Source organism: Mesorhizobium sp. M5C.F.Ca.IN.020.29.1.1, from assembly GCF_003997375.1.
Classification (GTDB): Bacteria; Pseudomonadota; Alphaproteobacteria; order Rhizobiales; family Rhizobiaceae; genus Mesorhizobium; species Mesorhizobium wenxiniae.
On the sequence record NZ_RZSW01000004.1, the window covers coordinates 1 to 13,729 of the forward strand.

Sequence of the window (13,729 nt, forward strand, 5' to 3'; positions counted from 1 at the left end):
AGCCAATGCCGGCCGCCTGGCGGAGCTGGAGACGCGCGACACCGGCAAGATCATCCGCGAGACCCGCGCCCAGATTGCCTATGTCGGCGACTATTATCGCTACTATGGCGGGCTTGCCGACAAGCATGAAGGCTCGCATCTGCCGATCGACAAGGCCGACATGGACGTCACCATCCGGCGCGAGCCGATCGGCGTCGTCGCTGCCCTCGTGCCGTGGAATTCGCAGCTCTTCCTTTCGGCGGTCAAGCTCGGTCCGGCTCTGGCGGCCGGCTGCACGGTGGTCTTGAAAGCCTCGGAAGACGGCCCAGCGCCGCTGCTGGCCTTCGCCGAACTCGTTCACGAGGCCGGATTTCCCGCCGGAAGCGTCAACATACTGACCGGGTTCGGGCACGATTGCGGCCGGCGCCTGACAAGTCACCCGCTGGTTTCACGCGTCGCCTTCACCGGCGGACCTTCGACCGCTCGCGCGATAATCCGCAACACGGCGGAAAATCTCGCCTACACGACGCTGGAGCTGGGCGGGAAAAGCCCGGTTGTCGTTTTCGCCGACGCAGACCTGGACAGCGCGGCCAACGCGGTTGTGGCCGGGATTTTCGCGGCGTCCGGGCAAAGCTGCGTCGCCGGCTCACGGCTGCTTGTCGAGCGTTCGATAAAGGCCGAGTTCCTGGACAGGCTGAAGCACAAGGCCGAGGCCATCAAAATTGGTGATCCGCAGGATCCGGCCACCGAAATGGGACCGCTGGCAACGCCACGCCAGCGGGAATGGATCGAGAAGGTCGTTGCCGAGAGCCTCGCCAATGGCGGGACGCTGGTCACCGGCGGAAAAAGGCCCGACGATCATCCGCACGGCTTCTACTACGCACCGACCATCATCGACGCCGAGGATCCAGCGCTGCCCTGCGTGCGCGAGGAATTGTTCGGGCCGGTGCTCAGCGTTCTCGCCTTCGACACGGAAGCCGAAGCCCTGGCGCTTGCCAACGACACGCCGTTCGGCCTGGCCTCGGGCGTGTTCACCACCAATCTCGCCAGGGCGCACCGTATGGCGCGCGACATCCATGCCGGTGTCGTCTGGGTCAACACCTACCGCGCGGTTTCGCCGCTCGTGCCGTTCGGCGGCTATGGTCAGTCCGGGCTCGGCCGCGAGGGCGGGCTCGACGCCATCCGCGACTACACGCGCTCGAAATCCGTCTGGATACGGTTATCCGACGAGCCGATCCCGGACCCGTTCGTCATGCGATGAGGGCAGCGCCGATCGCGCAATTTCATAAGAACAAGAAACCAAGCAACCAACAGAGGAGAATGACATGAAACTGATTTTGACCGGCATTTTGGCCGGACTCCTGGCAGCCACTGCCGCACGGGCCGATGAAATGGTGTTCACCAGTTGGGGCGGAACCACGCAGGAGGCGCAGACCAAATCCTGGGCTGCTCCGTTCGAAGCGAGTTCAGGCATCAAGGTTCTGCAGGACGGCCCGACCGACTATGGCAAGCTGAAGGCCATGGTGGAAGGCGGCAGCGTCGCCTGGGATGTCGTCGATGTCGAAATGGATTTCGCCATCAAGGCGGCCAAGGACGGCCTGCTCGAGCCGATCGATTTCAACGTCGTGCCGAAAGCCGATCTCGATCCTCGCTTCACCACCGACCATGCGGTTGGCAGCTTCTACTACTCCTTCGTTCTTGCCTGGAACAAAGGGGCAGTGTCGGGCGAACCAACGGGCTGGGCCGACATGTTCGACCTGACGAAATTTCCCGGCAAACGCACGTTCTATAAATGGTCGGCGCCGGGCGTCATCGAAATCGCACTGCTGGCCGACGGCGTGCCGGCAGACAAGCTCTATCCCCTCGACCTCGACCGGGCGTTCAAGAAACTCGACACGATCAAGTCGGAAATCGTCTGGTGGGATAGCGGCGCGCAGTCGCAACAGCTGATCGCCTCCGGTGAAGCGGCCTTCGGGCAGCTCTGGAACGGACGTGTCTTCGCCCTCAAGCAGGACGGCGCCGATGTCGGCGCATCCTGGAATCAGAACATGACCGCCGCCGACGTGCTCGTCATCCCCAAGGGTTCGAAGAACAAGGCGAGCGCCATGAAATTCCTGGCCACAGCGACAAGCCCGAAAAGCCAGGCAATGTTTGCTGAAGCAAGCGGCTACGCACCCATCAACAAGGCAGCCAAGGCCGAAATGCCGGCCGATGTCGTCAAGTCGTTGCCGGACGCCTATGTCGACGGGCAGATCAACCTCGACATGAACTACTGGGCAGAAAACCGCGACACGATCGCGGAGCGTTGGTACGCCTGGCAGGCCAAATAGAAGCCGACCTCACCCATGAACCGGCGGGGCGTCGCCAGGCGTCCCGCCTGAGCTGCGGATCATCGCCATGTCGGGCAATTTGCTTCATCGACAGCCAATCCTCCGAAGGCCAGATGGCGTCGGCGGCGCCCTGCCAGCGCTGACCCTCATCACCCTGTTCTTCGTGGTGCCGGTTGTTGCGCTGCTGTTGCGCAGCGTAACCGAACCCGTACCGGGCCTGCAGAACTACGCAATCCTGTTTGGCGACGGCACCTATGGGCGAGTCTTCTTCAATACGTTTCTGGTCGCCACAGTCGTCACCGCCGTCACCGTGATCGTGGCGTTTCCAGTCGCCTGGATGCTGGCGATCATGCCGCCTGCCCTCGGCTCGATCGTCTTCGGCATCATCATCCTGTCGATGTGGACCAATCTGCTCACCCGCACCTATGCCTGGATGGTGCTGCTTCAACGCACCGGCGTCATCAACCGGACGCTGATGGATATCGGCCTGATCAGCGAGCCGCTGCCGCTGATCAATAACCTGACCGGCGTCACCATCGGCATGGTCTACATCATGCTGCCCTTCATGATACTGCCACTGGTCGGAACCCTGCGCGCCATTGATCCGATGACGCTGCGCGCCGCCGCTCTGTGCGGTGCGAGTCCCTTCGAGGCTTTCCGCCGCATCCTGCTGCCATTGTCGCTTCCGGGAATAGCTGCAGGCGGCCTGATGGTTTTCGTCATGTCGCTCGGCTATTTCGTGACACCGGCGCTGCTCGGCGGCACTTCCAACATAATGCTCGCCGCATTGATCGCCCAGATGATCCAGTCCTTGCTCAACTGGGGGCTCGGAAGCGCGGCGGCTTTCATCCTGCTTTTGGTTACCATGGCGCTCTACGCGCTGCAGCTGCGCCTCGTCGGCGCCAAGCGCATGACAGGAGGTATCTGAGATGCTGCTCGACTACGACCGGCTGGGCTGGCTGCGTGCAGCACTTCTCGGCTTCACCGGCCTGGTTGCCGCGTTTCTGCTACTGCCGGTGGTCTTCATTGTGCTTCTGTCGTTCGGATCGTCGCGGTGGCTGGCTTTTCCGCCGCCCGGCTGGACGCTGAAATGGTATGAGGAGCTCTTCGCCGATCCGGCCTGGCTCGAAGCGGCGCTGACCAGTGCGCGCATTGCTACTATGGCTGCGATCCTTGCCGTCGCCATCGGGCTCCTGGCGTCTTTCGCCCTGGTCAGGGCACAGTTTCGCGGGCGCAGCACGCTTCGCGGCCTTCTGCTGACGCCAATGGTGCTGCCGGTCGTGGTCTTCGCCATCGCCATCTATGCATTCTTCCTGCGGATCGGGCTTGGCGGCACCACGGCAGGCTTCGTCATCGCACACACAGTCCTGGCACTCCCCTTCGCCATCATTCCCATCACCGCGGCACTCGAAGGGTTCGACAAATCCATCGAGGATGCGGCGATCGTCTGCGGCGCAAGCCCATTCGAAGCAAAACTCCGGGTCACCTTGCCGGCGATCAAGATCGGGATTTTCTCGGCGGCGATCTTCGCCTTTCTCGCCTCATGGGACGAGGTGGTGGTCGCGATCTTCATGGCCAGCCCCACCTTGCAGACTTTGCCGGTCAAGATCTGGGGCAGCCTGCGCCAGGATCTGAGCCCGGTCATCGCCGCGGCGTCCAGCCTTCTCGTTCTCCTGACGCTGAGCCTGATGATCGTAACCGCACTCATTCGGCGGAAATTGTCGAAATGACCGAACCCTTCCTCTCCATTCGCGACCTGCGCAAAACATTCGGCAGCTTCGTCGCCGTGCACGATGTCACGATCGATATACCCAAGGGCGAGTTCCTGACCTTTCTCGGCCCTTCCGGCTCTGGCAAGTCGACGACGCTCTACGCGATCGCCGGATTTCAGCATCCGACATCCGGCAACGTTCTTCTCGAAGGGAGGTCGCTGCTGTCGGTGCCGTCGCACAAGCGCAACATCGGCATGGTGTTCCAGCGCTACACGCTGTTCCAGCATCTCACCGTCGCCGAGAATGTTGCCTTTCCGTTGCGCGTGCGCCGCCGGCCGGACGCCGAGGTCAAACGAAAAGTCGCCGAGATGCTGTCGCTGGTGCGGCTGGAGAGTTTCGGCGGCCGATATCCTGCCGCGCTTTCCGGCGGACAGCAGCAGCGCGTGGCGCTTGCCCGGGCGCTGGCCTACGATCCGCCGATCCTTCTGATGGACGAGCCGCTTTCGGCACTCGACAAGAAGCTGCGCGAGGAAATCCAGGCCGAGATACGACGCATCCATCGCGAAACCGGCGTAACGATCCTTTACGTCACCCACGATCAGGACGAGGCCCTGCATCTTTCGGATCGCATCGCCCTGTTTCGGGAAGGGCGCATCGAGCAGATCGGCACCGGTGAGGACCTCTATCTGAGACCGGCGAGCGAATTCGTGGCCAGCTTCATCGGAAATTCCAATTTCCTGCCAGCCGAGCATCTTGAAACCATCAACGGCTCCGCCACGATCCGCCTGGCCGATGGCTCGGTTGTCTCGGGCGTCAGGATCGATCAGGACTTCAGCCATGGCCAGAAGACCAGGCTGATGGTGCGGCCGGAAGCGTTTCGGCTGAGACCCGGCCCGGCCACTGCCGGGCTTGCGGTCGAATTCGTCGACACCGCTTTCTTCGGCGAGCGGCGACGTGTCATCGCGCGAACGGCCGCCGGTCAGGAGATCGACGTCAGGCCGACATCCGACATGGCGGAAGCACAGGAAGGCATCGCCTCGAGCAGACAGCAGATTTTTTTCGATCCCGCTGCCGCATTTCTGTTTCCAGCCTGATAGACGACAGTTGACTTCAGCACGGCGTAACTCGCGCTAGGGCCTCGCCAGGTCCGAGATGTTCATCGCCACATGCTGCAGCAACACCACATCGACACACCAAGACCTGTCTTCCACGGTCAGAATTTGCGGTTTTGACTTCAAAAGGGAATTGGGCGGGTTGAATTGTCCTCGGCTTTGTCCACTTTCGGTATCAATTGCCCGCGTGGTGCGACTTCCGGCGAAAACAACGCGATCGAATTGACGAGAAAAATACCGTCAGCGGTGCTGGAGACAACGTCGAAGAGCGTGGCGGCCTGAAGCGTACCGAGAGGTGTTGCGTACCGAGGCTACGTCGGCTGCGAGGTGAGTTTTGGCCGCAAAAGCATTGCTTATGTGGCCGTTAGACGGGCAGCCTCGGCCCGCAGCGCTCAGTGGCAGAGACCGCCGGCATTGCGCCGGTTCTTATTCGCCATATCTGGAGCATCTGATGCCGACCCGACCCTATGCCATCCTTGAAGCGCCTTCTTCGCTGGGTCTCGCGACCGACGGCGTCGAGGGCTTGCCCGGTCGGCTGCTGGAACTGGGCCTCGCCGACCGCATCCATGCGCGCCATGCCGGGCGACTGGCCGTCCCGCCGAAAGACCCGAAGCCCGACCCTGCCACTCTGACGCTGAATGCCAACGCGATCGCGGCGTGGTCGCCCAAGCTCGCCGACGCCGTGGAGGAGGTGCTGGATGCGCGCGAATTCCCGGTGGTGCTGGGCGGCGACTGTACGATCGTGCTGGGCCCGATGCTCGCGCTGCGCCGGCGCGGCCGCTACGGCCTGTTCTTCATCGACGGCCACGCCGACTTCTTCCAGCCCGAGGCCGAGCCGAATGGCGAAGGCGCGTCCATGGACCTGGCCTTCGTCAGCGGCTACGGGCCGGCGCTGCTGGCCGACCTGGAGGGTCGCCGCCCGTTGGTGCGTCCGGAGGACGCTGTCGCCTTCGCATTTCGCGACCACGAAGACCAGGCCGAATTCGGCAGCCAGCCTTTGCCAGCGGAGCTCATGGCCTACGATCTGCACGCCATCCGCCGCCTGGGCGTCGAAGCCGCCGCCCGGGCGGCCGTTGGCCACCTGACGCGGGCGGAAGTCGACGGCTTCTTCATCCATCTCGACGCCGATTGTCTCGACGATGCGATTATGCCGGCGGTCGATTTCCGCGTACCGGGCGGGCTGTCGTGGGACGAACTGTCGGCGGCGCTCCGGATCATCCTGGCGAGCGGAAAGGCGGTCGGGCTCGAGGTCGCCATCTACAATCCGCGCCTCGACGTCGACGGCAGCGCCGGCCGTGGCCTTGCTGATGTCCTGGCCGTAGCTCTCGGCACTGCCACGCCTGCTTAGTATTGAAACCAATAACAAATAAATTTGCTGACGGCGGTCAAATTCGACACCGTGACCCATTCACCTGGACCGGCCCTTTTCCCTGTTGATGAAATCAAGGATCAGGTGAGCTGCCGCTTCCGCACGGGTTTCGAGCAGGAGATGACCGGCGTCGAGGATATGGGCGTCCATACGGGGAAGCGCCTCGATCCAACTCATGGTTTCGGCGAGTTCGAAGAAGGGGTCATGGCGACCCCACACCATCAGTGCAGGCGGCTGGTAGATTTGCAGATAGCTCTGGATCTCTGCGAAGCGGCGCACATAGTTTCCATAGTCCGCCACGAGGGCACGTTGTGCCTTGAGCCGTCCTGGCAGGCTCATCACGCGCCAGTCCTCATCCCAGTTTTCGGCGGCGATGGACTTTGCAATATCGTCGGGCAGGCCCCCGACATACTGATACCGCATCCCTTCCCAGGTCAGATGAGCGGTGGCGGCGGCCTCATTCTCCGCGGTGGGGTTCGACCAATAGGCGATGGTATCTGCCCATTGGCGGCCGAACCCACTGGTATGAGCATTGGCATTCTGGATGATCAGACCCGTCACCAGCACGGGCGCATACATCGCGACATGAAAGCCGACTGGCGCGCCGAAATCGTGAAGATAGATGAAGCGGGGACCGACGGAGAAGTGGTCGAGGACTTCGAGGATTGCCTTCCCCATTGCTTCGAAGGAGGTCGAGGCAAGGACATCGGACTCCCCGAACCCCGGAAGATCGGGAGCGATGACGAACAGGTCGTCGAGGAGCATCGGGGCCAGACGCCGGAACGTGCGCGTTGAGCTGGGAAAGCCGTGCAGCAGCAATAGGGCGGGACTGGAGGGATCCCCTCCGACATCCACCGCGAGACGGCTTCCGCCCATGACACGAAGATAGTGCCGGATCATCGCAGGCCTCCTTCTCTCGCCGAGCCATTGCTCGGTTCGCCCGCCGTTCTCCCGGATTTATTCTAAATCAGTGGGTTACGTGGCGCTATAGCGTGCTTGCGGATACGCCCGGACGGGCAAAAATCACTCCCAGTCGATTGTTTTTGAGGGACAATTTTGTTCCTCAAACACAATCGCCGTCGGACTGTTCGGGGTTCCCAGCCTTCCACCTGTTTTCCCGACGAGATCCCGCGCCTTACCCGCCCCCTGGATGGTGGCAAGCAACCAGGCGACCGTCTCCCGTGCTCTGCAGAAGCGGCCGCTCGTTGCGGCACGTGGAGGTAGAAGCCGGGCAACGGGTGTGGAACCGGCACCCGGAGGGTGGGTTCATAGGGCTCGGCAGGTCATCCTTCAGGACGAGCCGCCCATGCCGCGCCCGATCGACACTAGGAATCGGCACCGCGGAACGGAGTGCCGCAGTGTAGTGGTGCCTGGGTGCCGCAAAGACCAGATCGGTCGGCCCGCTTTCCACGATCGATCCCAGATACATGACGGCCACTCGCGTCGAAATCTGACGCACCACGGAGAGGTCATGGGCGATGAATACATAGGTCAGGTTGAACTCCTCGCGCAGATTGGCGAGCAGATTGACGATCTGGGCCTGGATCGAAACGTCGAGCGCCGAGACCGGCTCGTCGGCCACGATCAACCGTGGCCGGAGCGCCATCGCGCGAGCAATGCCGATACGCTGGCGCTGGCCGCCCGAGAATTCGTGGGGATAGCGCGACGCGTGCTCGGGGGACAATTCAACCCGGCGCAGAAGCTCGGCGACGCGGTCCGCCATTTCGGATGCCGAGAGGCGCTCATGGATGCGGAACGGGTCGGCCAGCAGATCGCCGACGCGCCGGCGCGGATTGGGCGAGGCGCTCGGATCCTGAAAGACCATCTGCATCTGCCGCCGCAACGGACGGAGTTGGCGCTGGGACGCGTCGGTAATGTCGCGGCCCTCGAACTCCAGCGAACCCGGAGGTGATGTCGGTCAGGCGCACCAGGCATCGGCCGAGAGTGGATTTACCGCAACCGGACTCCCCGACGGTGCCAAGCGTTTCCCCGGGCCAGATATCGAGCGATACCGTGTCGACCGCCTGGACCGTCCGGCGCTGCGCCGGGAAGATCGAGCGGCCGACGTGATAGTGTTTGGAAAGGTCGCTGGTCCGGAGCAGCGGGCGCTCCCGCAGCACGCCGCTCATACTGGCGTCTCGATGCTGGCAACCTCGCGTATATGGAACCGTTTGCGGCTGGTTTCCGGCAATGCGCAAGCAGCACGATGGCCGTTCCCGCCGACAAGCGGGGGCTGGACAACGCAGGCATCGTGGCGGAACGCACAGCGCGGGCCGAAGGCGCAGCCTTTCGGGGGTTGGAAAGGGAAGGCGGAGTTCCCGGAATCGCGGCGAGCCGTGCCGGACATCGTTCAGCGCAATAACGCAGATGTAAGCCCCACACGCCAATTCGCTGTCTTGGACCGTCTCGAAACTGGCTCAAGGAACTCAATAGCGAAAGCTCCGCATTTTGCAGTATGGCAAAATCGAATTGCCCCGACGGCTTGCGACGGCGGGGCATTCCTTGCATCGTCAAACCCCGGCGTCGTGCCAAGCTGGCGCGGCTGCCTCGTATTGAGCGCCGTTGTGATCAGCTTGCAATTTTGGCACGGTCAACCCAGGCGTTGAACTGTTCCTGATGGGCTTTGATCCATCCCTGCGCCAGCTTCTTGATGTTGCTGTCGCTGCCGCCCTTTTCACTGATCGTTTGTTCCCAGGTCGACCAGTCGGCCAGCGGGAACGACATCTGCTCTACGAGCTTCTTGACGGCCGGATTGGCTGCAATGAACTTCCGGTTGGCGACGGCGTTCCAGTTCCATGCCGCCATGGCCATGCGGCATGGATCAGCACCGCCAGCGCAACCGCTGACGCCTGGCACCAGGGCAGAGCCCTTGTTCGGGACCGATTCCGGCAAGGCATCGAAGGGCGTCGGCAACCAGACGACATCCTTGCCGGGCACCAGAGCCTTGTTCATCCACGAAGGGCTCCAGGCATAAAAGAATACCGGCTCGCCGCGCTTGACACGGGCGACGGCCTCGACCATCAGCGCCTCGTATTTGCCGCGGACCGAATTGACGCTGCCCTTGAGTCCGAATTTCTCAAGCTGGAAGTCGACGACGTCGCCGCAACTCCAGCCCGGATCGCAATTGATGAGGTCGGCTTTGCCGGTCGTGCCGAAAAGAGCTGCGATCTTCGCATCCTTCATCTGATCGAGCGTGGTGATGTTGTTTGCGTCGGCGGTTTTCTTGTCGATCAGATAGCCATTGATGCCGCCGCCTTGAATTAGGCCACCGCCGACGATCTCCGCCTCCGCCTCGACCTTCTTGTAGCCCGGCTCGCGCTGCGGGAAGTTTATATCGGTCGCGATATCGAGATCGCCTTGGGCCGCCGCCTGGAAGAACAAGGTGGTGTTGAGCGTGCTAAGCTTGACGTCGTAACCGAGTTCCTTCATCGCCGCCATGCCGATCTGGGCAACGACATAATTGGCGCCTAGGCTGTCGGACTGGGCGTACCGCACCATCTTGCCGCTCCCAGGTAGGTCTTCGGCGAAAGCAGTTTGGCCTAGAGAGGCCGCCAGCACCATGCCGGTGACAAAAAGGGAAAAGGTTTTCAGGCTGTGCTTCATCGATGTTCTCCTTCTGGATTTTTCTTTGGACTTCACTGAGTTCGAGGTTTGGCTGTAACGCGGGCCCTGCAAGGCATAGGCAAGTGAATTCCTGTCCGGCGGAACGAGCCGCCGGTGTCTGTCGTCATTCCGGTGGTGGTTACCGCCGGAGCGGTTCCGCTGAATGCGTGCGGTTCGCTGCGGTTGTTGCGATGGCCTCGTGCGATCGCTCTCCCTTGAAAAGATTGAAAAGGTGGCGCAGCACCGACCTGCGCTTGCGGTCGGTCGGCCGGGCAAGCTGCTGGGTGATCCGGTCAAGCATCATGGCGAGCAGGACGATGGCGATGCCGCCGACGGCGGCGCGACCGACATCGAGACGTCCGAGACCTTGGAGAACCACGAGGCCAAGGCCTTCCGCGCCGATCATGGCAACGACTACGGACATAACCATCGCAGTCAGCACGGTCTGGTTCAGTCCTCCGAGAATGGTGGGGATAGCCAACGGCAGCTGTATTTCCCACAGAAGCTGGCGCTTATCGGCGCCGAAGGCGAGACCTGCTTCGACCATTTCCTGCTCTACCATGCGAATACCCAGATTGGTGAAGCGGATGAGCGGCGGTGCAGCTGCTGTTACGACCGCCACTTCGCCCGGCACTGTGCCGACGCCGAACAGCATGACGACCGGTACGAGGTAAACGAATGTCGGTGTGGTCTGCATAATGTCGAGCACCGGCCGCACCACGCTCCAGACCTTGTCGTTACGAGCACACCAGATGCCGGTCGGCACGCCGATGGCGGTGCAAAACACGATGGCCGTGGTAATCAGCGAAAGCGTTGTCATGGCCTCGGTCCAGACACCGATGGCTGCGATCACGACAAGTGAGATGGCGCTGAACACCGCGATGCCGATGCTGGCAAGCCGATAGGCGGCCAAGAACACCAGAACGACGAAGATCGGAAACGGAATTTCGTGCAGTATGTAATCGTTGAACGACAACAGGTTTTCGACCGGCCACTTGATCCCAAGAAACAGTGGACGGAGGTGGAGCGCGACCCATTGGACGGCGTCTGCAATCCACTGGTCCACCGGAAAGATGGCTAGATCATCGGCATCAAGCATTGTGGCCTCCCATCGAAGCAGGCGCTGGTGATCTCGCCGCCGAGGCGATCCGTCCAAGGATATGTTCGGGTTCAAGCATGCCGAGGAAGCGGCCGTCCTCGTCAATGACGGCCATTGCCTTGCCGCTCTGATACAAGCCAGCGACATCCACGAGCTTGGTGGCGCCGCTCACCGCGACGAAATCACGCGTCAAAAGGTCACCGACCGGCTTGCCAGCCTTTACCTGTTGCAGGGCTGCAGCATCGAGGCAGCCGACGATGCGGTTCGACGCGTCGATGGCAAAACTCATAGCCTCGGGATGCTCGGCGTCGCCGACGATCCGCGCCGAACCATCGCCCGACACCGTCGAACCGGTGCGCATCACCGACCGTGCATCAAACAATCGCGACCGGTCGACTTCGCGCGTGAAGGCGGCGACATAATCGCTGCCTGGTTCGAGCACGATCGATTGCGGTGTTCCCTCGCGCACCAACTCGCCTTCGGACATAATGGCGATGCGCGTTCCGAGTTTCAGCGCCTCCTGGAAGTCATGAGTGATGAAGAGGATGGTTTTCTTCAGCGTGCGCTGCAGCCGCAGTAACTCATCCTGCATCTCGGTCCTGATCAGCGGGTCAAGGGCGCTGAAGGCTTCGTCCATTATGAGGACGTCGGCATCGGTCGCCAGGGCCCGCGCCAAGCCGACACGCTGGCGCATGCCGCCGGAGAGTTCATGCGGGCGATGATAGGCCCATTTGGCGAGACCGACGATCGCCAGCACCTCTTCAGCGCGCCTGCGTCGCTGCGCGGCGGAAACGCCACGCAACTTCAGGCCGAATTCGGCATTTTCGATCACCGATTTGTTTGGCAACAAGGCAAAATGCTGGAAGACCATGGAGATGCGCGTGCGCCGCAATTCGCGAAGCGCGTCCTCGCGTAGCGGCACGATGTCGATATCGTCGAGCAGGATCTTGCCTGCCGTTGGTTCGTTCAGCCGGTTGATGCAACGCGCCAGCGTCGATTTGCCGGACCCCGAAAGGCCCATGACCATGTAGATCGCGCCCGAGGGAACGGAAAGCGAGACGTTGTTCAGACCGACGACGGCGTCGGTCTCCGCAAGGACACGCGCCTTATCCGCGCCGGTGGCGAGCAGCGTCATGGCTCTGGTGGGTGAAGGGGCGAAAATCTTATACAGATTCTCTACTCTCAATCGCTCTGTCACCATTGGCTCCCATGTTTCAACGATACGGATGTTCCCGATCCGCAATTTTTTGAAGAGGATCAATTAAGGGGCATGTCAGCTAGATCGTCTTCCGCGAACACGGAGGATTTTTGCTGCTACGCTTCCTCCAAACCGAGGTGCATTTACTGCAGTGCAACTCCACCGTGCGCGGTTGGCTTCAGGGTTTGCCTTGCGTTTCCCTTCTTCTATTGAAGTGGTGAAAAATCGGTCGGAAGAAGGATACGGTTTTCCGCGCTTTCGATCAGCGCCGTCAGTTTCGGAATGAAGGCCCGCCAGCGCGAATCTTCCGACAACGTGCGCCGGCGCGCGACGCGATCGGCGAAATCGGCATATCGCCACAGATGGACCACCTGGTTCAGCGCCTCGACCTCGGTGACGAAATAGCCGATCAGTCCGCCGAGAATCGGTTCCTGGATTGCCAGCCCCTCCTCGCGCACAAGCTTCAGATATTCGGAGGTTTTGCCCGATCTTATGCGATAGATACGCTCTTCAACGATCATTTCACGGTCTCCGGCACGGTCAAAAAGTCCGCCATCATCGATGCGACGAGATCGGCTGCTTCCGTCAGGATTGAATGCCGCAGCCCCGGAAGGACGCGGAGCTCGGAGCCAGGGATGCGCTCATGCATATATCTTGCCATGCGCGGATTGGAGCCTGCATCCTCCTCGCCGGTTGCAATCAACGTCGGGCAGCGAATCTGGTCGAGAAAACCGCCGAAGTCGGTCTCGGCGAGAACCCGGTAGGCAGAAGCGTAACAGTCCGGATCGTTCTGAGAATTTCGCTGTCTAAGCGTTGCGATCAGATCGGGATTCTTCTTCTGGAAATCCTCAGTCAGCCAACGCGACAGGGATGCGTCGTAGTGCGATCCCGGTTCGCCGCTGCGAAGAGCGGCGAGGCGGGCGAGGACGCGCTCCCGCTCCTCAGGCGTACGTCCCGCGACCGTCGAGAGGAGAATCAGGCGCTGAATGCGCGGAAGATGCGTCAGTGCCAACCGCTGTGCGATCAACCCGCCAAGCGAAAAACCGGCCAGATGGAAACGGTCGAAGCCGACACTGTCCGCCAACGCAAGTGTTTCGGCAACGAAATCGTCGATCTCGTAGCGGCCTTTGACGCGCGACGAGTTTCCGTGACCCCGTAGGTCGAACGTCAGGATGGTGAACCGATGCTTCAGCCGCTCGACGACCCCGCTCCAGGCTTCAAGGTAGGAACCGACACCGTGGATGAGCACCAGCGGCTCTGCCCCATTGCCGTCAACCCTATAGTTCAGGACCACATCTCCGACCGTATGACGCTGCGTATCAGTCAT

Annotated in this window: 14 protein-coding genes and 1 pseudogene; 6 read left to right on the forward strand and 9 right to left on the reverse strand. The window is 61.7% G+C overall.

Annotated elements, in window-relative coordinates:
• The 6 genes from EOA85_RS00825 to EOA85_RS00850 form a co-directional block, all read left to right on the forward strand.
• A partial coding sequence (locus EOA85_RS00825) for an aldehyde dehydrogenase (RefSeq protein ID WP_164759430.1) occupies positions 1-1,240 on the forward strand: 1,240 nt, incomplete at its 5' end.
• 64 nt (positions 1,241-1,304) lie between these two features.
• A complete protein-coding gene (locus EOA85_RS00830; protein ID WP_127207997.1) occupies positions 1,305-2,309 on the forward strand; it encodes an ABC transporter substrate-binding protein in 1,005 nt (334 codons plus the stop codon).
• A gap of 67 nt (positions 2,310-2,376) precedes the next feature.
• Complete coding sequence (locus tag EOA85_RS00835; protein WP_127207998.1) at positions 2,377-3,237, forward strand: ABC transporter permease; 861 nt, start codon at positions 2,377-2,379, stop codon at positions 3,235-3,237.
• Position 3,238: 1 nt separating this feature from the next.
• The gene (locus tag EOA85_RS00840) at positions 3,239-4,039 is read left to right on the forward strand and encodes an ABC transporter permease (protein ID WP_127207999.1); all 801 of its coding nucleotides are present in this window, start codon (positions 3,239-3,241) and stop codon (positions 4,037-4,039) included.
• Positions 4,036-5,115: an ABC transporter ATP-binding protein gene (locus EOA85_RS00845; protein ID WP_065007075.1), complete on the forward strand. Its 1,080-nt coding sequence runs from the start codon at positions 4,036-4,038 to the stop codon at positions 5,113-5,115. Before EOA85_RS00840 ends, EOA85_RS00845 begins: the two co-directional genes overlap by 4 nt.
• 469 nt (positions 5,116-5,584) lie before the next feature.
• Positions 5,585-6,481 carry an arginase family protein gene (locus tag EOA85_RS00850; protein WP_127208000.1) on the forward strand — a complete coding sequence of 299 codons (897 nt, stop codon included), beginning with the start codon at positions 5,585-5,587 and terminating at the stop codon, positions 6,479-6,481.
• A 60-nt stretch (positions 6,482-6,541) separates the two neighbouring features.
• Here EOA85_RS00850 and EOA85_RS00855 read toward each other — a convergent pair whose 3' ends face one another.
• The 9 genes and pseudogenes from EOA85_RS00855 to EOA85_RS00885 form a co-directional block, all read right to left on the reverse strand.
• Complete coding sequence (locus tag EOA85_RS00855) at positions 6,542-7,402, reverse strand: alpha/beta fold hydrolase (RefSeq protein ID WP_065007073.1); 861 nt, start codon at positions 7,400-7,402, stop codon at positions 6,542-6,544.
• 235 nt (positions 7,403-7,637) lie between these two features.
• Positions 7,638-8,108, reverse strand: a complete 471-nt coding sequence (locus EOA85_RS40030) for an ABC transporter ATP-binding protein (protein ID WP_348627870.1) — start codon at positions 8,106-8,108, stop codon at positions 7,638-7,640.
• Positions 8,109-8,126: 18 nt separating this feature from the next.
• A pseudogene (locus EOA85_RS40035) lies at positions 8,127-8,348 on the reverse strand (ATP-binding cassette domain-containing protein); the annotation flags it as partial.
• Entirely contained in the window at positions 8,245-8,631 is a 387-nt protein-coding gene (locus EOA85_RS40040) for an ATP-binding cassette domain-containing protein (protein ID WP_348627869.1), read from the reverse strand. The pseudogene EOA85_RS40035 and the gene EOA85_RS40040, both read right to left, overlap by 104 nt.
• Before the next feature lie 439 nt (positions 8,632-9,070).
• A complete protein-coding gene (gene proX / locus EOA85_RS00865; RefSeq protein WP_127208001.1) occupies positions 9,071-10,105 on the reverse strand; it encodes a glycine betaine/L-proline ABC transporter substrate-binding protein ProX in 1,035 nt (344 codons plus the stop codon).
• A gap of 139 nt (positions 10,106-10,244) precedes the next feature.
• Positions 10,245-11,204, reverse strand: coding sequence for a proline/glycine betaine ABC transporter permease (locus EOA85_RS00870; protein WP_127208002.1), 960 nt, complete (start codon positions 11,202-11,204; stop codon positions 10,245-10,247).
• Positions 11,197-12,339, reverse strand: coding sequence for a betaine/proline/choline family ABC transporter ATP-binding protein (locus tag EOA85_RS00875; RefSeq protein ID WP_082982249.1), 1,143 nt, complete (start codon positions 12,337-12,339; stop codon positions 11,197-11,199). Before EOA85_RS00875 ends, EOA85_RS00870 begins: the two co-directional genes overlap by 8 nt.
• A gap of 269 nt (positions 12,340-12,608) precedes the next feature.
• On the reverse strand, positions 12,609-12,923 hold the full coding sequence (locus EOA85_RS00880) for an NIPSNAP family protein (RefSeq protein WP_127208003.1): 315 nt from the start codon (positions 12,921-12,923) through the stop codon (positions 12,609-12,611).
• Positions 12,920-13,729, reverse strand: a complete 810-nt coding sequence (locus EOA85_RS00885; RefSeq protein ID WP_065007069.1) for an alpha/beta fold hydrolase — start codon at positions 13,727-13,729, stop codon at positions 12,920-12,922. Before EOA85_RS00885 ends, EOA85_RS00880 begins: the two co-directional genes overlap by 4 nt.